The organism is Serratia sp. AXJ-M, from assembly GCF_046531865.1.
Classification (GTDB): domain Bacteria; phylum Pseudomonadota; class Gammaproteobacteria; order Enterobacterales; family Enterobacteriaceae; genus Serratia; species Serratia liquefaciens.
Window position 1 is genome coordinate 1629815 of sequence record NZ_CP059394.1, and the last position, 23331, is coordinate 1653145.

A 23331-nucleotide genomic window follows, 5' to 3' on the forward strand; every position below is an offset into this window, starting at 1 on the left:
TTCTGATATGCTTAGCGGGAAGCTATCCATTCAAAATCAAGGAGCCGGGATGAACGCAAAATCCCCCGAGCAGACCAACCCCGAAGTTCTGCGTGCCCTGGTGACCGGTGTACTGGCCGCCTTTGAACACCCGACGTTAAAAAACAATCTGACTGCGCTGAAGGCAATTCACCACTGCGCGCTGCTGGATAATGTGCTGCATATTGAATTGACCATGCCCTTTGCCTGGCAAAGTGGTTTTGAGGCGCTCAAAGACAGCGTCAGCACAGAACTGCTGCGCGTGACCGGCGCCGAGGCGATTGACTGGAAACTGAAGCATGATATCACCACGCTGAAACGCGCCAACGATCAGGCCGGCATCAAGGGCGTGCGCAATATTATCGCCATCAGTTCCGGCAAGGGCGGGGTGGGCAAATCCACCACAGCGGTTAACCTGGCGTTAGCGCTGGCGGCAGAAGGCGCCAAGGTCGGCATTTTGGACGCCGACATCTACGGTCCATCAATCCCGAACATGCTGGGGACGGAAAACGAGCGACCAACCTCACCGGACGGTCAGCACATGGCGCCGATCGTGGCCCACGGGTTAGCGACCAACTCGATCGGTTATCTGGTGACCGATGACAACGCCATGGTTTGGCGTGGCCCAATGGCCAGCAAGGCGCTGATGCAACTGCTGCAGGACACGCTGTGGCCGGATCTGGACTATTTGGTGCTGGATATGCCGCCGGGTACCGGCGACATCCAGTTGACGCTGTCGCAAAATATTCCGGTCACTGGCGCTCTGGTTGTTACAACACCGCAGGATATTGCGCTGCTCGATGCCGCCAAGGGCATTGTGATGTTTGAAAAAGTGCATGTGCCGGTCTTGGGTATCGTGGAAAACATGAGCGTGCATATTTGCAGCAACTGCGGACATCACGAGCCGATCTTCGGTACCGGCGGGGCGGAGAAGCTGGTGAAGAAATACCACAGCCGCCTGTTGGGGCAACTGCCGCTGCACATTTCTCTGCGCGAGGATTTGGATCGCGGTGCGCCAACGGTGATAAGCCGACCGGACAGCGAGTTTGCCGAACTGTATCGCCAACTTGCCGGACGGGTTGCTGCGCAAATGTACTGGCAGGGCGAGGCGATCCCGACGGAAATCTCTTTCCGCGCGCTGTAATCGCCGCAGGCAGGAAAATAAAAACCCCGGCTATCTCCGGGGTTTTTCTTATGGTGCTGTGACGTGTTTGTGCAAATCGGCGCGGGTATAAGGGTGTTCGATGTGCGCGAGGGTTACAGCAATATGTTCCAGCAGGCCTTGCGTGGGCGCCGGTTGTCGATTGCCCATCAGCGCCAGTGGTAAGGCCAGAGCGGCGATAATTCTCGGCCATGAAAGCTGTGGCCGCACCTTACCGCGTTGCAGCAACAGAAATAAGGTACTGGCCAGATAACCAAGCACTAGCCCGCTAACCACTTCCGAAGGTGAATGCACCTGAATGGCCAACCGCGATAGCCCTATGGTGAGTGGCAGGACCAAGCCGAACACTAACGCCATGCTGCGTACGGCATGGGAAAAACGTCCGGTCAGCGTCCAGAGGAATACTGGCCAGATGCTGGCGGCCAGGGCTGAATGACCGCTAAAACCGGTAAAGTCATAACTTTCGATGCCAATCCCCCAGCCCATAAAGGCCAGCTTGGACACACATACCACAGCGCCGGCGCTGCCGAAGATCAACGCCCATTGCCAGCCGGCGGTTCTGGTGGCGCGCGGGACGACCAATGCGACAAAGAGAATTAATGCACATGGCAACAGCAACATGCTGTCGCCAAAAAATGTCAGAAAATACCAATCCAGCACGTCAGACTCCGATAAAATACAGCACCCCATGGGTAGGATGATGAGCAAGCATGGGAGTTTATCTCGTGACGCCCAATTGCCCTAGACGCAATAATCTTAAAACGTTGCAAGCACCGTTGTGGCGAAATAACTGCAGATAGCAACCACCAGCGCCAATATAGTCTGGCGCAATGCCCGCTAACTCCCTATAATTGTCGCGTTTTAGTCCCCCCCTTCACACTACGAAATCAGGTCTTTAATTTTATGACTGACAAGCCGCATCAGTGCGTCATTATTGGTATCGCCGGCGCATCTGCCTCCGGAAAAAGCCTTATCGCCAGTACGTTGTATCGTGAGCTTCGCGATCAGGTTGGCGATGAACATATCGGCGTTATTCCTGAAGACAGTTACTACAAAGACCAGACACACCTGACCATGGAAGAACGGGTCAAAACAAACTATGACCACCCGAGCGCCATGGATCACAATCTGCTGTTCCAGCATCTGCAAATGCTGAAATCGGGCAGGGCGATAGAGTTACCTTTGTATAGCTACACCGAACACACGCGCAAAAAAGAGACTGTTCACCTGGAACCGAAAAAGGTGATTATTTTGGAAGGGATCCTGCTGTTAACGGACATCCGTTTACGTCAGGAAATGAACTTCTCGATCTTTGTCGATACGCCGCTGGATATTTGCTTGATGCGTCGTATGAAGCGCGACGTGAATGAGCGTGGTCGTTCAATGGATTCGGTAATGGCGCAATACCAGAAAACCGTTCGTCCGATGTTCCTGCAGTTTATCGAACCTTCCAAACAATATGCCGACATTATTGTCCCTCGTGGCGGCAAAAACCGCATTGCGATCGATATTCTGAAAGCCAAAATCAGCCAATTCTTTGAATAATGCCGTTCAATGGCCGGAAAACCTGTGTTTCCGGTCAGCGGGCAACTATTTGCGCTGCGGCGTAGACCTTTCGCCCGTTGTGTGGCAATTTTTGTTTTAGTGACACGCCTGATGGAGATAAAGAAATGAGACTGTGCGACCGTGATATAGAAGCCTGGCTGGATTGCGAAAAGCTGGTGATTTCACCGCGTCCGCCGATTGAGCGTATTAACGGGGCCACAGTGGATGTCCGTTTAGGCAATCAGTTCCGCGTGTTTCGCGGCCACACCGCCGCGTTTATCGATCTCAGTGGGCCGAAAGACGAAGTCAGTGCCGCATTGGATCGCGTGATGAGTGATGAAATCGTTCTGCCAGAAGGCGAAGCCTTCTTCCTGCATCCGGGCGAACTGGCGCTTGCGGTGACGCTGGAGTCGGTAACGCTGCCAAACGATCTGGTGGGGTGGCTGGACGGGCGTTCTTCTCTGGCGCGCCTGGGTTTAATGGTGCACGTTACCGCACACCGTATCGACCCAGGCTGGCAGGGCCGAATTGTTCTGGAGTTCTATAATTCAGGTAAGCTGCCATTGGCATTACGCCCGGGCATGCTGATTGGCGCGCTGAGTTTTGAACCGCTTTCTGGGCCGGCGGCACGTCCTTACAACAGCCGGCAGGATGCAAAATACCGCGATCAGCAGGGTGCGGTAGCCAGTCGAATCGACAAGGACTAACAGCGCTGGAAGCACTGTCGGTGGGGCGTTGACAAGAGGATGGCATGAGAAGATTACTGACGACTTTGGTGATTTTGCTGGTGGTGCTGGTGGCGGGAATGTCTGCGCTGGTGCTGTTGGTTAATCCGAATGATTTTCGCGCCTATATGGTCACGAAGGTCGAACAAAAGAGCGGTTATCATCTGACGTTGGACGGTGAGCTGCGCTGGCACATCTGGCCACAGCTCAGTATCCTTGCAGGGCGCATGACGCTGACAGCCCCCGGAGCCACTGCGCCGGTGGTGAGCGCCGACAACATGCGGCTGGATGTCAAACTGCTGCCGTTGTTATCGCATCAGCTGTTTGTGAAACAGGTGATGTTGAAAAACGCCGTTATCCGCCTGACGCCCGACAGTGAAGAGCAGACCCAACCTGACGCACCGATCGCCCCCGCGGGCCATTCCGAAGAGTCGGCAGAGGCGCCGTGGAAATTTGATATCGATAATCTTCGCGTGGTGGACAGTCTGCTGATCTGGCAGCGTGCCAACAACGAGCAGATTAACGTTCGCGATATCAACCTCACCCTGCAGCAAAATGCCAAACGCCAGGCGCAAATGGAACTTTCCAGCCGGGTGAACCGCAATCAGCGCGATCTGAGTTTCAGTATGGCGGCGGATATCGATCTGCAGCAATTTCCACGACGCATTGCCGCCAATGTGAGCCAGTTCAGTTATCAACTGGAAGGTGCTGACATTCTGGCCGGCGGTATTAAGGGCGAAGGCAGCGCTCAGGTGGTATATCAGCAAACGCCACAGCAAGTCGCACTAAGCCAGCTTAGCGTTAGCGCAAATGACAGCACGTTCACCGGTGACGCCGACATTAAGTTCGGTGAAATCCCGGCCTACACGCTTAACCTGGCGTCCACTGTGCTTAATTTGGATACATTTACCGGTTGGCAAGCCAGCAGTTCACAAGCTCAGCTATCACAGGTTGTGACCTCAGCGCCGGTCATAGCCAGCCAAATGGACGATCCTCAGCACAATCTTGAGGTGCTGCGAGATTTTAATGCTCAACTCAATTTAAGCGTGGATCAACTGACTTATCGCGGCATGAACATTGCCCATTTGGTGCTGCAAGCGGATAACCGGCAGGGGTTGTTGACATCTCATTCGCTCTCTGGACAGTTGGCTGGCGGTGATTTTGCGTTGCCAGGGACGTTGGACGCACGGGGGAGCCGCCCGGTCATCACGGTGCAGCCGGTTGTGAAACAGGTTGAACTTGGCACCGTTTTGAAAGCGTTCGAGATGCCACAGGTGTTGACCGGCAAATTCAGCATGCAGGGGGATTTAACCGGCGATCGCTTTACCTCACAGTCATTTGAACGACGCTGGCAGGGCACGGCTCAGATGACGATGCAGGACGCGCAGTTGCATGGTCTGAATATTCAACAGTTGATTCAGCAAGCGGTGGCGCGTAACGACAGCAGCGTACGCGGGCAAGACGAATATCAACGTTATACCGAAGTGAAACAACTGTCGGCGAAGGCCAGCCTTAACCGGGGCACGGTAAAAATTACCGAGCTGGGCGCAGATTCCCCATTGTTGAACCTGAGTGGCGGCGGTACCGTGGATATGCCGGGCAAACAGTGCGATATGGCGCTTAATGTCCGGGTAACCGGCGGTTGGCAGGGACGCGACGATCTGATCCAACAACTGCAGAAAACGCCGATCCCACTGCGGGTTTATGGCCCGTGGAACCAGCTTAACTACCAATTGCAGGTCGATCAGATATTGCGTAAAACGCTGCAGGACCGGGCGAAGGACGCGCTGAACAAATGGGCAGAAAAGAACCAGGATTCACGCGAAGGGCAGGATCTGAAAAAGCTGCTCGATAAACTCTAATCTTAACGATGCGGGTCGGTTCTCGGCCCGCATTTTTGATAAACCCCGTAAAGTGTTTCTCCCCCCAATAATTTCCTCCCGTAACATTGACGAACATCATGATGCATTTGACTGAGTTTGTGCAGAGTGTGCGCAGTAAGGCGATTTATACGCTTTGGCATGGTCAATAACGATAATGATAAGTTGAGGGAATATGATAGAGCTTCTGATTGGGGCGGTCGTCGCGGCGGGCGTTGGCCGCTACATCATCAAGGGTTACTCCGCTACCGGAGTGTTGATGGTGGGGGGCTTATTGCTGTTGGCAATCAGCGCCCTGATGGGCAAAAGCCTGTTGCCTGCCAGTGCTGCCACTACCGGGTGGCGTGCGACTGACATCATCGAATACGTCAAAATCTTGCTGATGAGTCGCGGTGGCGATCTTGGCATGATGATTATGATGCTGTGTGGCTTTGCAGCTTATATGACGCACATTGGTGCTAATGATGTGGTCGTAAAGCTGGCCTCACGTCCATTGCAGATGATCAACTCTCCTTATCTTTTAATGGTGGCAGCCTACTTTGTCGCTTGCCTGATGTCACTGGCGGTATCATCCGCTACCGGCCTGGGCGTATTGCTGATGGCAACGCTATTCCCGTTGATGGTTAATGTCGGCATCAGCCGCGGTGCAGCGGCGGCTATCTGCGCTTCGCCTGCGGCGATTATCCTGGCGCCAACCTCCGGTGATGTGGTATTGGCCGCCAAGGCAGCGGAAATGCCGCTGGTCGATTTTGCTTTTAAAACCACTTTGCCCATTTCCATTGCGGCCATTGTCTGCATGGCCATCGCGCATTTCTTCTGGCAACGCTATCTGGACAAAAAGGGCAACGAACAGCATCACATTATGGATGTGAGTGAAATCACTACTCACGCACCGGGGTTCTACGCCGTGCTGCCTTTCACCCCTATCCTCGGGGTGTTGGTATTTGACGGTAAATGGGGGCCGGAACTGCATATCATCACCGTGTTGGTCGGGTGCATGTTACTGGCAGCGGTAATCGAATTCCTGCGCAGTTTTAGCGCCAAACAGGTGTTCACGGGATTGGAGGTTGCTTATCGCGGTATGGCGGATGCTTTTGCCAGCGTCGTGATGCTGTTGGTGGCAGCCGGCGTTTTCGCACAGGGGCTTAGCACCGTCGGATTTATCAGTGGGCTGATCAGCCTGGCGCAGTCGTTCGGTACCGGTGGCATTATCATGATGCTGGTACTGGTGGTGATTACCATGCTGGCAGCCATGACGACCGGTTCGGGGAACGCACCTTTCTATGCTTTCGTTGAGCTCATTCCCAAGTTGGCGGCGCAGATGGGGGTTAATCCGGCTTATCTGGTGATCCCGATGCTGCAGGCTTCAAATCTGGGGCGCACCCTGTCGCCGGTATCTGGCGTGGTGGTTGCGGTGGCCGGCATGGCTAAGATCTCGCCTTTCGAGGTGGTAAAACGCACTTCGGTGCCGGTGATCGTCGGGTTAATCGTGGTGATTGTGGCGACGGAGCTGCTGGTTCCCCAGCATTTATAAAAGGGGCCGGGTCATACCCGGCCAGGCTTTACACCTCGTAGTCCGGCTCGGGCACCGACAGCGGGGTGATTTTCACTTTCAAGATACGGTGGCTGCTGACTTCCAGCGGTTCGAACAGGTAGTCACCGATCCGCAACTGCTCGCCTTCCTGAGGAATACGCTGGCTGTGCTCCATCAACAGGCCGGCCAGCGTGTGATACTCACGCTTTTCTTCCAACGGCAACGGCAGATACAACACCAAATCTTCCAGTGGCATATAGCCGTTGGCGGTCCAACTGCCATCCTCATTTTGCTGGATATCATGCCGGGCATCCACTTCCTCACCGGCTTCCGGCAGGTTACCGGCGATGGTTTCCATCACATCGGTCAGCGTGACGATCCCTTCCACCGAGCCGAACTCATCGACCACAAAGGCAAAATGCGTCTGCGCCTGACGGAATTGTTCCAGCGCGCTCAGCAGGGTTAACTGCTCGGGGAAGATCAGCGGTTGCAGCACCAGCGCGCGTAAATCTAGCGGGGCCTGGGTAAGCTGTTGTTTCAACACGTCAATGGTGTGAATAACGCCGAGCGGTTCATCACTGGCGCTGTTTTCCACCACCACGATGCGTGTATGCTGATTTTTTTCCAGCAGTTGGGTCAGCTTTTCCTGTGGGTCATTCAGCTCAAGGTATTCCACATCATGGCGGGAAGTCATAATGCTGCTTACCGTACGCTGGGCCATGCCCAACACGCGTTCGATCATATGGCGTTCTTGCTGATTGAAAATCTCGCCGCTCTCACTGTCGCTGTCGGCCAGCAGGTTGGCTGAGTGGCTGTCGACTTCCGCTTCTTCATGTTTGCCGCTCAGCATGCGCAGCACGGCCTCTGCCGTCCGTTCGCGCAATGGTCGCACTTTGGAAAGAAAGCGGCGCCGATTGAACTGCGACAGCTGGTTCAACGCTTCGATCATCACCGAGAAGCCAATTGCAGCGTACAAATAGCCTTTTGGAATATGGTAGCCGAAGCCCTCGGCGACCAGGCTAAAGCCGATCATCAGCAGGAAGCTCAGGCACAGGATAACGATTGTCGGGTGGGCGTTGACGAAGCGTGTTAAGGGCTTGCTGGCCAGCAACATCAAGCCGATAGCGATACAAACCGCAATCATCATGACGGCGAGGTGATCAACCATACCGACGGCAGTGATCACCGAGTCGAGCGAGAATACGGCATCCAACACCACGATTTGCGCCACCACCGGCCAGAAACGGGCACCCTTGCGCGAGCCATGTTGCTCTTCATCTTTACCCTCCAGCCGTTCGTTAAGCTCCATCGTGGCTTTGAACAGCAGGAAGATCCCCCCAATCAGCATGATAAGGTCGCGACCGCTAAACGGATGTCCGGCGGCAAAAAACAGCGGTTGGGTCAGCGTAGCCAACCATGAGATGGAGGCCAACAGGGCCAAACGCATCAGCAATGCCAGTAACAGGCCTACGACGCGAGCCTTATCTCTCTGATGTTTAGGTAATTTTTCCGCCAGAATGGCGATAAAGATAAGGTTGTCTATACCCAGAACGATTTCCAGCACGACCAGAGTGGCCAGGCCGGCCCAAATTGTTGGATCCGCGATCCATTCCATACGCCCAATTTCACCTGTAAGTTCGACGGCTTATGCCGCCAGTGAATGATGGGTGTTGCACCGGGAAAATTCAACTTTAAAACCATGGCCTGGAAGGCTAAGGATGCAACATGACGGAAATCACTAAAATAATGCATAAAAAATCACCCCGTTGAAGGGCATTCGGAATGAACTGTGGCGAGAAATAGGTGGTTTTCGGAAAAGAGAGTCCCTGGCCGGAGCATGGCATCAGACGCCTGATGATAAAATCAGCGTTAGTATAAATTTTAAAAATCAATCCGTTATAGGTTTGGCTGGCTGCTACACTTTGTTCAGTCTGCTCCAGTGGGTAGTCTTATTCTGAAAAGGGCATCCAACGGGTATCTTAGGCTTGTATCGATAAGGTAATAGTATAAGAATCTTAGCCACATAAACATTTACAAGTATCATCGTTTGGTTATAAGGGCGTATTTATTTTGTTTTTTCTGTGATCTATCTATCGCTTAACAAACGAATACGGCCCCTAATTTACATCAAAGTGAGATTGGAACCCCCAATCACCCCATAGAGAACGATGACAGTGCACTGGTAGCTGAAAGCCAGGGGCGGTAGCGTGTCTGTTTGAGTGAAAAGTTCTTGTATTATCATTAGTAATGTGCTAGCTGGTTTGTATGGGCTGAGTTGAACAGTATTTATATGGTTTGGTATAAAAATCTCTCGGAATGTGCGGTGGGTAGAATTTTCGGGGGATTTATGAGGCGGGACATTTGAATCTTAATAATAAAGTGAAATCAGCGGCATTATGGTCGGCATTTGAGGCATTATCATCTTCACTATTAAGTGTCATATCGATCATATTCTTGGCACGGATCTTGATACCTGAAGACTATGGGCAGATTGCTACCGCACAGATTATTGCGGCACTGGTGTTAATGCTATTGGGATTCGGCCTCACAGAGGCCGTAATTCAAAAGAAGGAGCTTACGCAAGAACATTTGTTTTCTGCATTTTGGGGAAGTCTAGGACTCGCGATAGTTGGTTTCCTTGTTTGTTTGAGTATTGCGGCATACTTCCATTTAACAAGTCAGAATGAGAATATCCCTATCATTTTGATATTTGAAGGTGTCGGGGTTTTCCTAAATCTTGTTGTTATGCTTCCTACGGCAATGTTATTACGTAATCTCGAAATGAGCGCATTTACTAAGAGAACGATTTTCTCGAGATTAATGTTTTTTGCTGTGGCTGTGCCAATGGCGTTAAAAGGTTTTGGTTTGTGGAGCATAGTATTTGCCAATTTGGTTCAGGTAATTATTGCAACGGTATTGGTATTCTATGCAGCTAGAAATCTTTTGCCAGGATGGGGGCGTTTCAGTAAGGCTCATTTCTTAGAGCTAACATCATTCGGGGTATTTGTCATGATTGAAAATTTACTCTGGAGTGTTATGTCTAGAGTGTTTAGTTTGCTTATTTTTAACTTTCATGGCACTTCAGCGCTTGGCTTGTTCAATATGGCAACTCGGTTGACCGATGCGATACTGTCCATATTGAATACGGTGATTGGGCGTATTGCTTTACCATTGTTCTCATCTGTACAACATGACTCTGATAAGTTGAAGTTGGCATTTAAAAAAGCGACATTTATCTTTAATTTGGTTTCAATGCCCGCTTTCTTCGGTATAGCTTTGACTTGTGAATATTGGTTGCCAATCGTTTTGGGCGAGCAATGGCGTGATGCAATTCCTGTCATTCAAATAATTGCAGTCATGAATGGCATTATGTTCAGCCGAACTTTCGTAGGTACTCTGATGAAGGCGATCGGGGAATCACGCCGATTTCTGTATCTATCGGCAGTTGCTGCTGTAACAACAGTGATTGCAGCAGTTGTTACACGTGACATGACCTTGATAGAAACGATAGGCGCTTGGTCGGCAGCAAGAGTGTTAATCACTATCCCAGTTGGTATTTGGCTGATGAATAAAATATTCGGAATGACAGGATATGAACAGCTATCACCTGTGATCGTTCCTTTTGTTTCTAGTCTAATTATGGCCGGTGTCATCGTATTGACTAACTTCATTGTTGAAAAGTACACCGATAGTTCATTGATGATGTCAGCAATACAAATAACGGTAGGTGTGATTAGTTATGCGATTATTTGCCTTTTACTAAGTAAATCGAAGCTAATTTCAACTGCGATAAGATAATTTTTAATTTTAAAATTAATTTTTGGTGCTATATGAATCATACGATGACTGCTCTTAAAGATAAATTGCAGGGGATTCTCGAGTATATTGAGGATAAAAATGATGTAATTTATCTAGACTACCCATTTCATCATAATGTTGGTGACTTATTGATATACCAGGGCGCAATTAAGTTTTTTGCTGAAAGTGATGTTACATTTAAGTTATTGCGTAATGCACATGATTACTCTCTTTCAGAGTTGACGTCTCATATTACGCCAAAAACAACTATTCTATGTCATGGTGGTGGGAATTTTGGTGATATTTACCGCCTGCATCAGGCGATGCGAGAAGATGTAGTAGCTAATTTTCCAAATAATCGCATTATTATCTTGCCGCAAACCGCATTTTTCAGTAGCGATGAGGCATTAGAAGAATCTGCAAAATGCTTCAGAAAAAACAAGAATGTCGTCATTTATTCTCGAGACACCCGAAGTGTTGAGGTTTTTAACAAATTCACTGATAATGTTTATCTGATGCCAGATATGGCTCATCACTTGTATGGTTTGCTGGAAAGATCTGGAAATAAGAAAAACGAAAAATTATACTTTCTGCGCATAGACTGTGAAGTTAGCCCCGAACAGGAAAAGCTAAATTTAGACTCATCAATAAAAACGTTGGATTGGATCGATGTTCTGACGGGGAAAGATATTTTTATTCGTAAAGTGCTGACGAAGTTAATGCGCTTGAGCATAAAGACTAACTCCGGAGCGTTAAAGGATTTAGTAGCTAAAGCCTGGGTTTATAATACGTGGGGAATGACAAATAAATATTCAAAATTATTTTCTGGTTATTCGGAAGTGATTACTTCACGTATGCATGGTCATATTTTATCTTGTTTGGTCGATACCGATAATATTTTGGTTGATAATTCTTATGGGAAAAATCAAGGATATTATAATGAGTGGACTTACCCAATAAAAAATGCTCGTCTATTATCACAGTGATATTGATTCGATATAGAGAAAAATAAGGGTGAGAATGATACCTATTTATGTAGTGTCAATGAAAAAGGATGAGGCTCGTAGAGGCGTTCTGCAAGCTGCATTCGATAAACTAGATATCGATTTTAAGTTTATTGATGCTGTAGTGGGTAAGGATGTTTCAGAGTCTGAGAGAGCTAAACTTAATTTTAGTGGTACCGATAGCCGCAAAGGTCGATTGCCGACTGATGGGGAAATTGGCTGTTCATTGAGTCATCAACTGATTTATAAGGATATCGTTCAGCGTGATGAAGCATGGAGTATTATTCTGGAAGATGATGCCATTATTGATGAGCGGTTTAATACTTTCTATCGCGCATTAAACCAACAGGTTTTGAGCCAGAACTTTGACACCAATGCATTGTATCTACTTGGTGGGCAAGAAGGTGTCGCATATCAACCTAAGGTTGCGCTAAGTCGACGCAACAAGATTGTTTTAGGCAACGGTGTCATTTTTCGGCGGGCAATTAAAAGTGAAGGATATCTCTTTCGAACTTGTTGCTACATGATGAGTAAAGAGTTGGCAGAAAAGTTACTAAGGTTATTTGCACAAGACTATTATATTGCAGATGAGTGGGTATATTTTCATCGCTTAGGTCTAATTGAAGGTATGTACTTGGCAGATTTTGTTGGCCACCCATTAGAGTTGGGAGGCAGTCACTTGGAGCAAGAGCGTTTAGCGGCCATTGCGCTGAAACAGCCTATGCAACCCGATAGTGAAGGATTCAAGAAAAAAATTAAATTTTTCCTTAAATCTTATTTTAAACTTCATCTCGTCAAGGCTCTTCTTATTAGATGTCGAGTTTTTCTATATGGTTTTCGCTATCGATAATAGAGTCTTTCATTGCCTCACTACAGTCGATGGCAACTAGTGAAAACAATATTGTCGATGAGTCATTATGAGTTTAACTATTTTTTTTTGAGTGTGATTTTTATCCTCATATCGATTAAATGTTAATTAAAGAGATAAGTGAGTCAATTATGAGTAATAAATTGAAGGCGGTTATTCCTGTGGCTGGACTGGGTACTCGCATGCTGCCGGCGACAAAAGCAATTCCTAAAGAAATGTTGCCAGTAGTAGATAAGCCATTGATCCAATATATTGTTAATGAGTGTGTTGCTGCGGGAATTAAAGATATCGTCTTGGTTACTCATTCTTCGAAAAATGCAATAGAAAATCACTTTGACACTTCATTTGAGCTAGAGGCCGTTCTTGAGTCACGCGTGAAGCGTCAATTATTAGAGGAAGTACAATCCATTTGTCCTCCTGATGTAACCGTTATGCAGGTTAGACAAGGACAAGCTAAAGGATTAGGTCATGCAGTACTTTGCGCTAAACCAATGGTGGGGGATGACGCATTTGTTGTATTATTACCGGATGTGCTACTTGATGATGCAACTTCGGATCTCCGCAAAGAGAACCTAGCAAAAATGCTCAAGCGCTTTGACGAATCAGGTCACAGTCAGATCATGGTTGAGCCTGTCCCTATTGCTGATGTTTCAAAATATGGCATTGTGGACTGCGGCGGGGTAGCACTTTCAGCCGGAAAAAGTGCACCAATGACGAAAGTTGTAGAGAAACCCGCCCGCGAAGAGGCCCCTTCGAATTTGGCGGTCGTGGGGCGGTATGTACTATCTGCTGATATTTGGCCCTTGCTGGAGCAGACGCCTCCTGGAGCAGGGGATGAGATCCAATTGACTGACGCAATTGCTTTACTGATGAAGCAGCAAGTGGTTGAGGCTTTCCATATGAGTGGTAAATCTCATGACTGTGGCGACAAACTTGGCTATATGAAGGCATTTGTTCAGTATGGCTTGAGACATGCTTCCGAAGGTGCAGAATTCAGCAAATGGTTGCAGCAAACAATTGCTGCCAAGTAGGTTTTGAATGCAATTATCGCAATCTTGATATGGGCTAAGGGGTAATATGACAAACTTAAAAGCTGTCATTCCAGTTGCAGGGCTGGGGATGCGCATGCTACCAGCGACGAAAGCTATTCCTAAAGAAATGCTGCCTATTGTCGATAAACCACTAATTCAGTATGTAGTGAATGAGTGTGTAGCTGCTGGAATTAAAGAAATCATCTTGGTTACCCACTCGTCCAAGAATGCCATTGAAAACCACTTTGATACATCGTTTGAACTGGAAGCGATGCTCGAAGCCCGGGTTAAGCGCCAATTGTTGGAAGAGGTTCAGTCCATATGCCCCAAAGGCGTTACCTTGATGCACATTCGTCAGGGGCAACCCAAAGGATTGGGGCATGCCGTATTGTGTGCGAAACCGCTGATAGGTGATTCACCGTTCATCGTTTTGCTTCCTGATGTTTTGTTGGACGATGCCAAAGCTAATTTTAGGCGTGATAATTTGCCTCATATGGTCGCGCGTTTCAAAGAGACAGGCTTTAGTCAGGTACTGGTTCAGGCTGTTGCTGCAAATGTACTTTATGATTATTCTGTCGTTGAATGTGAGAAACAGGACTTGGTTGAGGGAGATATATCTAAAATCACCTCCATAATTGAAAAACCGAACAAGGGGATTCAACTCAAGTCCAATTACTCTGCCGTTGGGCGTTACGTACTGTCTGCTGATATATGGCCAATTCTAGAGCGGACGGTTCCTGGCGTATGGGGTCGGATCCAGTTAACAGATGCTATTGCTACTTTAGCGAAGCAAAAGCCCGTTGAGGCAATGCGATTAGTCGGCGAGTCTTTTAACTGTGGTGAAAAAATGGGGTACCTGCGGGCATTCGTCACCTACGGTTTGCGCCATCCTGTGCAAGGTGAAGCGTTTCGTGCATGGGTACAATCTCTCTCCTTCTAGGGGAGAGTTTAAGGTTATATCATCGGTTTTGTGGCGCAAGCGACAAATTGATGCGGCAGTACTGGAGATGCACCTCACCAGACATAAGTGATATTACACTCCTTTGTTTAAATGATGATTAAACCTCACTATCTTTTAAGTTGGATAGGCAATTTAATATCATGGTACTCAAGGGAGAGTAGCAAACTATTGGCAGGGCTACACAGTGGTGCAACCATGGTTGGCTGGTTTGGTAGACTTGCGAAACATTTACTTTGAAAGTGATGATAACTCGATGGCAAAAAGACAATTGAAATTGATATCTATATTGGTATCAATCACTGTGCTCAGCTCTTGCACTGTATTTCCTGGGCAGCACTTGAGCACAAGTAATAAAGATGAAGTAAAACAACAGGATAGTGATTTTGACATCAATAAGATGGTCAATATTTACCCTGTCACGCCTGGGTTGATAGAAAAACTACGTCCAGTCAAAGTCGTTGCCCAGCCTAACTCAAAACTAGAAAAAGCATTGAGTAGCTATGAATATTATATCGGTATTGGCGATGTACTGAATGTTACAGTCTGGGATCATCCTGAACTTACCACACCAGCAGGTCAATATCGTAGCGCAAGTGATACCGGTAACTGGGTTCAGTCCGATGGTACTATTTTTTACCCATATATCGGTAAAGTGAAGGTTGTAGGCAAAACTACAGGTCAGGTGCGAACTGAAATTGCCAACAGGCTTGCACAGTACATTGAAAGCCCTCAGGTTGATGTTAATATCGCGGCGTTTCGTTCTCAAAAAGCCTATATTTCAGGTGAAGTGTCAAAATCCGGTCAACAAGCAATTACTAATGTGCCTCTGACTGTACTCGATGCGGTGAATGTTGCTGGTGGGTTGACTGAAAATGCAGATTGGCGAAATATCATTCTGACTCATAATGGAAAAGAACAACGTCTTTCATTACAGAAGCTGATGCAAAATGGTGATCTGACACAGAACCAGTTGCTTTATCCAGGCGATATTTTATATGTACCGCGTAACGACGATCTTAAAGTGTTTGTAATGGGAGAAGTGAAAACCCCTGCAACGTTGAAAATGGATCGTAGTGGTATGACATTGACTGAGGCTTTGGGTAACAGTAATGGGCTAAGCCAATCAGCCGCGGATGCGACGGGTGTATTTGTTATTCGCCCTCTGCATGGTACTGAAGGCAGTAAGTTAGCCAATATTTATCAGCTTAATATGGCTGATGCCACCGCTATGGTTATGGGGGCGGAGTTCCATCTTCAACCATATGATATTGTTTATGTAACGGCTGCACCTATCGTTCGTTGGAATCGTTTGATCACCCAGTTGGCCCCGACGATAACTAGTTTCAATGATTTGACAGAAGGCACGTTACGTATTCGTAATTGGCCATAGGAAAAACTATGTTTGATTCAATACTTGTGGTTTGTGTTGGGAATATTTGTCGCTCCCCAACCGGAGAGCGGCTACTCCAGCAGCACTTGCCAAACAAACGAATTACTTCTGCAGGTATTCAAGCATTGGTTGGTCATGCGGCTGATAAAGCAGCTGAAAATGTGGCCTGCGTAAATGGTCTCTCTTTAGAGGGACATATTGCCAAGCAATTGACAAAGGAAATGTGTAGAGAATATTCATTAATACTTGTCATGGAAAAGGGGCATGTTGATGCTGTCTGTGCCCTAGCCCCAGAAGTGCGAGGCAAGACGATGCTTTTTGCTCACTGGCTTAATCAACGTGAAGTGCCAGATCCGTATCGCAAAAGCCAAGAGTCGTTCGAGTTCGTATATAAATTGCTTTCAGAGGCGGCTCAGAAGTGGGCACAAGCGCTAAATCGTTAATTAGAGATGACAATGATTGAAAATAGAAAAAATGCTACCGCCGTTGGCGGTAAAAATGATGATATAGATATCGGTCATTTATTAGGAACGCTTGTCGATCAACGTTGGTTATTAATAGGAGTTACATCTCTATTTGCCGTCGTGGGTATCGTGTATTCGTTATTTGCTACTCCAATTTATCAATCTGATGCTTTGGTTCAAGTCGAAAAGAATGCTGGAAGCTCAATTCTTAATAATCTCTCCGAAACCTTATCAGCGGGAGAGACTGGCTCAACGACTGAAATGGAGTTGATCCAATCACGTATGGTGACTGGAAAAACGGTTCAGGACCTGAATTTGGATACTGTTGTTGAACAAAAGTATTTTCCAATATTTGGTAAGGGTTGGGCAAGGCTGAATGGCCAGAAACCATCTGAGCTGGCACTTTCACGTTTCAGTGTTCCTGAGTATATGCAAGGGCAACCTATAGTATTAACCATTGTAGATAAAAATAATTATATATTAAGTTATGATGGTGAAGAGTTATTAAATGGGAAAGCTGGGCAGTTAGCCTCTAAAGGAGGCGTTACTCTTCTAGTTAGTGATTTCAATGCTATTCCAGGTACTGAATTCACATTAACTAAACAACCCCTCCTTAACACAATCAATAGCTTGCTTGGTAATCTTTCGGTTGTTGATAAAGGAAAGGATAGCGGAGTATTAAACCTGAGCTATACAGGTGAGGACCCGAAACTGGTTCGAAAGACGCTAGACAGTATAAGCAATAACTACCTATTACAAAATGTTGAGCGAAAGTCCGAGGAAGCAGCTAGAAGTTTGGCTTTCTTGAAGGAACAATTGCCAAGTGTACGTAATGCTTTAGATGAAGCAGAAAATAAACTTAATCTTTTCCGTCAGCAAAATGACTCAGTAGATCTTTCACTTGAGGCCAAGTCGGTACTAGATACTATTGTAGCGACAGAGTCACAACTGAATGAGTTAACGTTCCGTGAGGCGGAGATATCCAAGTTATATACGAAAGAGCATCCAGCGTATCGTGCACTTTTGGAAAAGCGTAAAACTTTACAGCAAGAAAAAGACAAGTTAAATAAACGCGTTAGTGCAATGCCTAAAACGCAACAGGAAATCATTCGTCTGACTCGTGATGTGGATGCAGGTAAAGAGATTTACATGCAATTACTGAATAAGCAGCAAGAACTTAGTATTACAAAAGCTAGCACCGTTGGTAATGTCAGAATAATTGACCCGGCAATCACTCAGCCGAAACCAGTAAAGCCAAGGAAAGCGCTAATCATTTTGCTGGCTACAATATTAGGAGCCATGATTTCAGTTACTATTGTGCTAATTAAAGCAATGATGCATAAGGGGATTGAGAGCCCTGAAGAGCTTGAACAGGAAGGCATAAATGTATACGCGAGTATACCCCTATCTGAATGGCAGCAAAAAATCGACCGTGAAAGTGTCCTTCGTACAAAAAGAAAGTCTAATGTAGATTCTGTTTCATTATTGGCAACAGGTAACCCTGCAGACTTGGCAATCGAAGCAGTCAGAAGTTTGAGGACGAGTTTACATTTTGCTATGTTAGAGGCCAAAAATAACGTTTTAATGATTTCTGGTGCGAGCCCTAATATCGGTAAAACTTTTGTCAGTACCAACTTAGCTGCGGTAATTTCACAGTCTAATCAGAAAGTACTAATAATTGATGCGGATATGCGTAAAGGTTATTCTCACAAGCTTTTAGGTACTGGTTGGGAAAATGGTCTTTCAGATATTCTATCATTGCAAACTTCTGTTGAGAAAGCAGTAAGAAGTACAACTGTTGAGGGAATGGATTTTATCCCTCGTGGCCAAATACCTCCAAATCCATCAGAGCTGTTAATGAGCTCTCGTTTTAAAGATCTCATTGAGTGGGCTAGTAAGAACTACGATATTGTATTAATCGATACACCACCTATTTTGGCTGTCACAGATGCTGCAATTATCGGACATCATGCTGGTACTGCTTTAATGATTGCCCGTTTCGCCACGAATACCGTCAAAGAAATTGAAGTTAGTATTCGGCGTTTTGAACAGAATGGTGTCGATATTAAGGGTGTAATACTCAACGCCGTCGAGAAAAGAGCAAGTAGCTATTACGGCGGTTATGGATATTACCAATATGAGTATCGGTCAGCCGATAAAGCCTAAATAGTAATTGAAGTAACCATGGACAAAATGTCCATGGTTACTTATTAATTTAGATTAAAGGAATTTTGATGATTAAGTTGTTGAAGTTTTTTCTTAAACCAGTTAAGAAAAAATTTTTAGATACCATCTTGCACCTGCGTTGTAATAGATTAAATCTACTTAATCTCCAGTCAAAAGTAAGTCTACCCGTAGAGGGGAATGGTATTGTTGTTAGCCTGACGACTTACGGTAAACGTTTTGATTCTGTATATCTAACGATAGAATCTATATTCCGCGGGGAGGTGCTGCCCTCGAGAGTTATATTATGGTTAGATGAAGAGAAAGCATTCAATAATATTCCTGTAGAGCTAGAGCGTTTGAAGGCTCGTGGCCTGGAAATAAAAATAACAGAGAACCTTGGACCCCATAAAAAGTATTATCCTTATGTCGAATGTGAAGATACTAAAGTTACTCTTGTAACTGCCGATGATGATATTATTTATCCCAAATATTGGTTGAAAAAGCTTATTTCGGTTCATGAGCAGAATCCTGAGGTAGTTGTTTGTTTTCGAGCTCATAGCATGGTGTTTAATGAAAATGGAATGCTCAAACCTTATGATGACTGGGGGAAGTGTAATACTACAGATGCTAGTTTTCTAAACTTTGCGACTGGATGCTCTGGTGTTTTATATCCTGCTTTTTACTTGGATATTTTGAAGAAAGAAGGGCGTGGTTACCTTAATAAATGCCCAAGAGCAGATGATGTATGGTTACATGCACAAGCAGTCAATAATAATATAAAAATCAGGCAAGTTTTCAAGAGGCAGAAAATGTTCTCTATGTTACCCGATACGCAAGATTCGGCATTGGTAAATACTAACGTTGGTAATAATGGTAACGACTTACAAATACAAAGAACATATAGTCAAGAAAGTATAAAAAAACTTTATGAGAATTTTTTGAGACGATGATGTTATTGTTATTATCGGAGTGTTAGATAGTACAGACTCTATAATAAAAGTTTTTTAGGTGGCACGATAAACTATGAAAATTATGCTCATCAATACTTTGTACTCTCCATATAAAGTAGGAGGTGCAGAGGTCTCAGTCCAGCTACTCGCCGAAGAGTTGGTTAAAGCTGGTCATAGCGTTAGCGTTCTGACACTTCATGATGAAAAATACAGACGTGTAGATCAGGTGAATGGAGTCGATGTGATTTATTTACCACTTAGAAATCTGTACTGGCCATTTTCTGAAGAAAGGCAGGGTAAGCTAAAGAGATTAATTTGGCATGTTATTGATAACTATAATTTTGCGATGGCTAAAAGCGTTGCTGAAGAATTGAGTTATTTTAGGCCGGATGTGGTTCATACGAATAATATTGCCGGTTTTTCTGTTGCTATATGGCGTGTCATTAAAAAGAGTGGTGTCAAATTAGTTCACACTAGTCGTGATTACTATCTTTTTCATCCTAATTCTACCATGTATTCTGATGTTGGTAATATTTCCCCAAGAAATACAATCGTCAAATTATGTTCTTTCGTCAAAAAACGCGCAAGCAAAAATGTAGATGTTTATATTGGAATTAGTGATTTTATTAAAAATTTTCATCAAGATAATGGGTTCTTCTTAAATGCTAAGTCTAAATATATATATAACTCTGTTGAGAAGATCGAATTTAAAAAAACAACATCGTCAATTATTCGTGTGGGTTTTATCGGGCGCTTGACGAAAGATAAGGGTTTTGATGCGTTTTGTCATTATATTGCCAATCTCAAAGCTATTAATCCAGGAATGCAAGGGGTAGCTGCGGGACGCTTTAACAGTGGAGATGAGCAAGATGAATTGAAAAAACTTGCTGCTGATAATGGTATTACCCTCCTCGGGTTTGTCAACCTGAGTGCTTTTTTATCTTGCGTAGATGTTGTTGTACTTCCAGTACAATGGCGTGAACCTTTTGGCCGTGTAGTTGTAGAATGTGTATTTGCTGATAAAATTGTATTGACTAATGATGTTGGGGGGATTGCTGAACTTGCAGTAATGCTTCCAAATGTATATCTATTAAAGGGATCTGCCTTGGATTTAAGTGCGTTGACACATGAACCGGTTAAAATGGCTACAGTCGAACTATTTAGCAGACCGGCGATAGCAAAATCATATTTGAATGTATATGATGATTAGCATTCTGTAATGAAAATAACTATATTTAATTGATTTTTCTATGAGTTTTTATTTTTATGTTCATGGAATAGCTTAGTCTCTTATTGCTAATATGCTTATAATGCATGTTGAGAATTAATAATATATGAAGGGCATAATTGTATGAGTCAAGCTTTGGAGATACCTTACCAGCAGGATAAAGAAAGGGAAGGGTTATATCTTTCCCTTTTACGTTGGTGTATCGCATTCTTCTTCATTGCCACACCGTTCAACCCATATGTAAATGAAATGACAATTTACTTATGGATTCCACTCGTTTTTCTTGATTATCAATTTATTTCAAAACTTAAAAAATTAAATCTTAATATTTGTGTTTTTTTATTGTCTTGGATGTCACTTTGTTTTTTATTTGGAAGGGTTGACTTAGCTATAAAATCATTTGTTTTGATTTTGGGCGTTGCATATATTGTTAAACTTGGTAAGCCTGCGCTAGAAAAGATCTATATATGCATGTTGATATCAGCGGGTTGGTGTGTTTTACAATTTTTGCTGTATCAATTCATGGGGCAATCTACATCTGCTTTGATTGGGCCTAAAGCTATCTCTATTTTTATATGGGGCCCGTATGCGACGAAAACATTCACTAACCAGTATGAAGTGTTCTTCTTGCCCAGGATGTCTGGACTTTCACGAGAGGCGGGTTTTTTTGTATCATTATTGATTATTTCTTTTATGATTCGTATACGAGATCATAAGTTAAGTAAGTTTGAGTATCTGTTGTTTATTCTCGGGTATTTGTTCAGTTTATCCAAAGCCTCTTTCTTACTTATTATTTTCTTTATTTTATATCCAATTAGAAAAATAATGGCAAAAGTACCTGTGATATTAAGTGTCATGGGTTTTATAGTTTTATGTATATTTTTAGCGCAGCTTTTGAATGTCGGTCTTCCTTCATATTTTTATGATAATCAGTCTATAGCACACCGATTATCTGCATCCTATCTAATGCTTGATATGGAAATACCCAATTTTATTTATGGCTGTGATAAGGACTATGGCTGCTTTACTAACTTTCAGCCTATTATTGATTATTTAAACAGTTTTGGATTTAAGCCTAACGTTGGCATGGCTGGCGTGGTTATGGATATGGGAATAATAGGGCTTATCGTTATTGTATTTTTCCTCATGTTTTTAGGGCTGGATAGTTATGATGCAGCCATTTTAGTATGTTTTACATCGACAGTAACGTTTTTTACAGTGGATAGTTTCATAATTCTAACCTACTATTACATTATTACGAATAGAGGGCGTTTCTCTATAAATGGAAGAAATAATAATTAGAATTAAATTACATTGAGAGATAATAATGAAAGTTAACGACTGTCGTGTAGGAGTTGTTGCGGATTGGTTAATTTCTTTTGCTGGTGCCGAACGTGTGCTAAAAGAAATTTTCACTTTATTTCCTAAAGCGGACGTGTATTCCGTCATCGATTTTTTAAATGAAAACGATCGTGATCTGCTTTTAGGGAAAAAGAGCCACACAACGTTTATACAAAACTTACCGATGGCAAAACATATCTATACAAAATATTTACCTTTAATGCCTCTGGCCATTGAGCAATTTGATCTTTCAGAGTATGACTTAGTATTATCAAGTAGTCATGCAGTGGCAAAAGGTGTTTTGACTGGGCCCGACCAATTACATATCAGCTATGTTCATAGTCCAATGAGATATGCATGGGATCTGCAAAATCAATATTTAAAGCAGGTGGGTTTTGATCGCGGTGTTAGAGGACTGTGTCTTAGGTGGCTACTGCATAAATTACGTATTTGGGACGCCAGGACTGCTGCTGGTGTTGACCATTTTATTGCCAATTCTCACTATATATCTCGTCGGATAAAAAAGGTTTATGGGCGCGATTCTACAGTTATTTATCCTCCGGTCCAAGTAGGGGCTTTCCCTATGGTGGAGAACAAGGATGGTTACTATTTGACTGCATCGCGACTAGTGCCATATAAAAAAATAGATCTAATTGTTGAAGCTTTCTCCCATATGCCCGATAAAAAACTTATCGTGATTGGAGATGGTTCTGAAATGAAAAGGATTAAAGCAAAAGCAAGCCTAAATACTGAAATTTTAGGCTACCAAAGCCAAATGTCTTTATTGAAGTATATGCAAAAAGCTACGGCGTTTGTATTTGCAGCTGAGGAGGATTTTGGGATTGCGCCCGTTGAGGCTCAAGCTTGTGGCACCCCGGTTATCGCTTTTGGCAAAGGTGGTGCCCTTGAAACCATCCGTCCTTATGGCATGAGTAATCCAACAGGTTTATTTTTCAATGAGCAGAATTATCAATCAATCATTGATGCCGTTATGCTTTTTTCTAGTGTAAAAGACAAAATATTACCTGCTTATTGTCATGAGAATGCATTACGATTCAGTGACGATATACATCGTAGGTCTCTTTACCAGCTTATAGAAAATAAATGGGATATATTCACGGAAAATAAAAAGGTTATTTTCTAAAAATTTACCCCTGTAGAAGTGACGATTTAAATAATTAAGTTGATTCTAGATAAATCTTGGTTTTTAAATTTCAATTGAAATCATTGAGTTATTAATAAAAAATCGCAAGTTGATTTGTTTTA

The 23331-nt window shown here is 44.7% G+C and carries 19 protein-coding genes; 17 read left to right on the forward strand and 2 right to left on the reverse strand.

Annotated features, from left to right (window positions below):
* The first annotated feature begins 49 nt into the window (after positions 1 to 49).
* The gene (gene apbC / locus H0S68_RS07685; RefSeq protein ID WP_217330982.1) at positions 50 to 1162 is read left to right on the forward strand and encodes an iron-sulfur cluster carrier protein ApbC; all 1113 of its coding nucleotides are present in this window, start codon (positions 50 to 52) and stop codon (positions 1160 to 1162) included.
* A 48-nt stretch (positions 1163 to 1210) separates the two neighbouring features.
* On the opposite strand, the gene H0S68_RS07690 is transcribed toward apbC, so the two are convergent.
* Complete coding sequence (locus H0S68_RS07690; protein ID WP_217330983.1) at positions 1211 to 1840, reverse strand: phosphatase PAP2 family protein; 630 nt, start codon at positions 1838 to 1840, stop codon at positions 1211 to 1213.
* Between the two features lie 243 nt (positions 1841 to 2083).
* Here H0S68_RS07690 and udk point away from each other — a divergent pair, with 243 nt between their 5' ends.
* The 4 genes from udk to dcuC all read left to right on the forward strand — a co-directional run bounded on the left by udk (position 2084) and on the right by dcuC (position 6864).
* The gene (gene udk, locus H0S68_RS07695) at positions 2084 to 2725 is read left to right on the forward strand and encodes a uridine kinase (protein WP_020826003.1); all 642 of its coding nucleotides are present in this window, start codon (positions 2084 to 2086) and stop codon (positions 2723 to 2725) included.
* 125 nt (positions 2726 to 2850) lie between these two features.
* Positions 2851 to 3432 (forward strand): dCTP deaminase, encoded by a 582-nt coding sequence (gene dcd, locus H0S68_RS07700; RefSeq protein ID WP_012006010.1) that lies wholly within the window; start codon positions 2851 to 2853, stop codon positions 3430 to 3432.
* A gap of 44 nt (positions 3433 to 3476) precedes the next feature.
* The gene (gene asmA / locus H0S68_RS07705) at positions 3477 to 5312 is read left to right on the forward strand and encodes an outer membrane assembly protein AsmA (RefSeq protein WP_217330984.1); all 1836 of its coding nucleotides are present in this window, start codon (positions 3477 to 3479) and stop codon (positions 5310 to 5312) included.
* 193 nt (positions 5313 to 5505) lie between these two features.
* Positions 5506 to 6864, forward strand: coding sequence for an anaerobic C4-dicarboxylate transporter DcuC (dcuC, locus tag H0S68_RS07710; RefSeq protein ID WP_128864036.1), 1359 nt, complete (start codon positions 5506 to 5508; stop codon positions 6862 to 6864).
* Between the two features lie 28 nt (positions 6865 to 6892).
* Here dcuC and H0S68_RS07715 read toward each other — a convergent pair whose 3' ends face one another.
* Positions 6893 to 8479, reverse strand: coding sequence for a TerC family protein (locus H0S68_RS07715; RefSeq protein ID WP_198640149.1), 1587 nt, complete (start codon positions 8477 to 8479; stop codon positions 6893 to 6895).
* A gap of 746 nt (positions 8480 to 9225) precedes the next feature.
* Between H0S68_RS07715 and H0S68_RS07720 the strand changes: the two genes are divergently transcribed.
* The 12 genes from H0S68_RS07720 (at position 9226) to H0S68_RS07775 (ending at position 23209) form a co-directional block, all read left to right on the forward strand.
* On the forward strand, positions 9226 to 10662 hold the full coding sequence (locus H0S68_RS07720) for an oligosaccharide flippase family protein (RefSeq protein WP_185959339.1): 1437 nt from the start codon (positions 9226 to 9228) through the stop codon (positions 10660 to 10662).
* Positions 10663 to 10706: 44 nt separating this feature from the next.
* The gene (locus H0S68_RS07725) at positions 10707 to 11648 is read left to right on the forward strand and encodes a polysaccharide pyruvyl transferase family protein (protein ID WP_185959338.1); all 942 of its coding nucleotides are present in this window, start codon (positions 10707 to 10709) and stop codon (positions 11646 to 11648) included.
* Between the two features lie 58 nt (positions 11649 to 11706).
* Positions 11707 to 12516 carry a glycosyltransferase family 25 protein gene (locus H0S68_RS07730; RefSeq protein WP_185959337.1) on the forward strand — a complete coding sequence of 270 codons (810 nt, stop codon included), beginning with the start codon at positions 11707 to 11709 and terminating at the stop codon, positions 12514 to 12516.
* A gap of 149 nt (positions 12517 to 12665) precedes the next feature.
* Positions 12666 to 13565 carry a UTP--glucose-1-phosphate uridylyltransferase GalU gene (gene galU, locus H0S68_RS07735; RefSeq protein ID WP_142815616.1) on the forward strand — a complete coding sequence of 300 codons (900 nt, stop codon included), beginning with the start codon at positions 12666 to 12668 and terminating at the stop codon, positions 13563 to 13565.
* A gap of 46 nt (positions 13566 to 13611) precedes the next feature.
* Positions 13612 to 14505, forward strand: a complete 894-nt coding sequence (gene galU, locus H0S68_RS07740; protein WP_142815615.1) for a UTP--glucose-1-phosphate uridylyltransferase GalU — start codon at positions 13612 to 13614, stop codon at positions 14503 to 14505.
* A gap of 274 nt (positions 14506 to 14779) precedes the next feature.
* Positions 14780 to 15916, forward strand: a complete 1137-nt coding sequence (locus tag H0S68_RS07745; RefSeq protein WP_142816433.1) for a polysaccharide export protein — start codon at positions 14780 to 14782, stop codon at positions 15914 to 15916.
* A gap of 8 nt (positions 15917 to 15924) precedes the next feature.
* Positions 15925 to 16359, forward strand: a complete 435-nt coding sequence (locus tag H0S68_RS07750; protein WP_142815614.1) for a protein tyrosine phosphatase — start codon at positions 15925 to 15927, stop codon at positions 16357 to 16359.
* A 12-nt stretch (positions 16360 to 16371) separates the two neighbouring features.
* Positions 16372 to 18546 carry a tyrosine-protein kinase Wzc gene (wzc, locus tag H0S68_RS07755; protein ID WP_142815613.1) on the forward strand — a complete coding sequence of 725 codons (2175 nt, stop codon included), beginning with the start codon at positions 16372 to 16374 and terminating at the stop codon, positions 18544 to 18546.
* A 68-nt stretch (positions 18547 to 18614) separates the two neighbouring features.
* Positions 18615 to 19496, forward strand: coding sequence for a glycosyltransferase family A protein (locus H0S68_RS07760; protein ID WP_142815612.1), 882 nt, complete (start codon positions 18615 to 18617; stop codon positions 19494 to 19496).
* 73 nt (positions 19497 to 19569) lie between these two features.
* On the forward strand, positions 19570 to 20706 hold the full coding sequence (locus tag H0S68_RS07765) for a glycosyltransferase family 4 protein (protein WP_142815611.1): 1137 nt from the start codon (positions 19570 to 19572) through the stop codon (positions 20704 to 20706).
* Between the two features lie 141 nt (positions 20707 to 20847).
* Positions 20848 to 22026 (forward strand): hypothetical protein, encoded by a 1179-nt coding sequence (locus tag H0S68_RS07770; RefSeq protein WP_142815610.1) that lies wholly within the window; start codon positions 20848 to 20850, stop codon positions 22024 to 22026.
* A 25-nt stretch (positions 22027 to 22051) separates the two neighbouring features.
* Positions 22052 to 23209: a glycosyltransferase family 4 protein gene (locus tag H0S68_RS07775; RefSeq protein WP_142815609.1), complete on the forward strand. Its 1158-nt coding sequence runs from the start codon at positions 22052 to 22054 to the stop codon at positions 23207 to 23209.
* The last annotated feature ends 122 nt before the right edge of the window (positions 23210 to 23331 follow it).

Excerpts from the sequence above, each read along its gene's own strand:
- wzc (WP_142815613.1), top strand. The coding sequence starts at position 16,372 with ATGATTGAAAATAGAAAAAATGCTACCGCCGTTGGCGGTAAAAATGAT.
- H0S68_RS07715 (WP_198640149.1), bottom strand. The coding sequence starts at position 8,479 with ATGGAATGGATCGCGGATCCAACAATTTGGGCCGGCCTGGCCACTCTG.
- H0S68_RS07730 (WP_185959337.1), top strand. The coding sequence starts at position 11,707 with ATGAAAAAGGATGAGGCTCGTAGAGGCGTTCTGCAAGCTGCATTCGAT.
- H0S68_RS07725 (WP_185959338.1), top strand. The coding sequence starts at position 10,707 with ATGACTGCTCTTAAAGATAAATTGCAGGGGATTCTCGAGTATATTGAG.
- galU (WP_142815615.1), top strand. The coding sequence starts at position 13,612 with ATGACAAACTTAAAAGCTGTCATTCCAGTTGCAGGGCTGGGGATGCGC.
- asmA (WP_217330984.1), top strand. The coding sequence starts at position 3,477 with ATGAGAAGATTACTGACGACTTTGGTGATTTTGCTGGTGGTGCTGGTG.
- dcd (WP_012006010.1), top strand. The coding sequence starts at position 2,851 with ATGAGACTGTGCGACCGTGATATAGAAGCCTGGCTGGATTGCGAAAAG.
- apbC (WP_217330982.1), top strand. The coding sequence starts at position 50 with ATGAACGCAAAATCCCCCGAGCAGACCAACCCCGAAGTTCTGCGTGCC.
- udk (WP_020826003.1), top strand. The coding sequence starts at position 2,084 with ATGACTGACAAGCCGCATCAGTGCGTCATTATTGGTATCGCCGGCGCA.
- H0S68_RS07765 (WP_142815611.1), top strand. The coding sequence starts at position 19,570 with ATGAAAATTATGCTCATCAATACTTTGTACTCTCCATATAAAGTAGGA.
- H0S68_RS07760 (WP_142815612.1), top strand. The coding sequence starts at position 18,615 with ATGATTAAGTTGTTGAAGTTTTTTCTTAAACCAGTTAAGAAAAAATTT.
- H0S68_RS07750 (WP_142815614.1), top strand. The coding sequence starts at position 15,925 with ATGTTTGATTCAATACTTGTGGTTTGTGTTGGGAATATTTGTCGCTCC.
- H0S68_RS07775 (WP_142815609.1), top strand. The coding sequence starts at position 22,052 with ATGAAAGTTAACGACTGTCGTGTAGGAGTTGTTGCGGATTGGTTAATT.
- H0S68_RS07770 (WP_142815610.1), top strand. The coding sequence starts at position 20,848 with ATGAGTCAAGCTTTGGAGATACCTTACCAGCAGGATAAAGAAAGGGAA.
- dcuC (WP_128864036.1), top strand. The coding sequence starts at position 5,506 with ATGATAGAGCTTCTGATTGGGGCGGTCGTCGCGGCGGGCGTTGGCCGC.
- H0S68_RS07745 (WP_142816433.1), top strand. The coding sequence starts at position 14,780 with ATGGCAAAAAGACAATTGAAATTGATATCTATATTGGTATCAATCACT.
- galU (WP_142815616.1), top strand. The coding sequence starts at position 12,666 with ATGAGTAATAAATTGAAGGCGGTTATTCCTGTGGCTGGACTGGGTACT.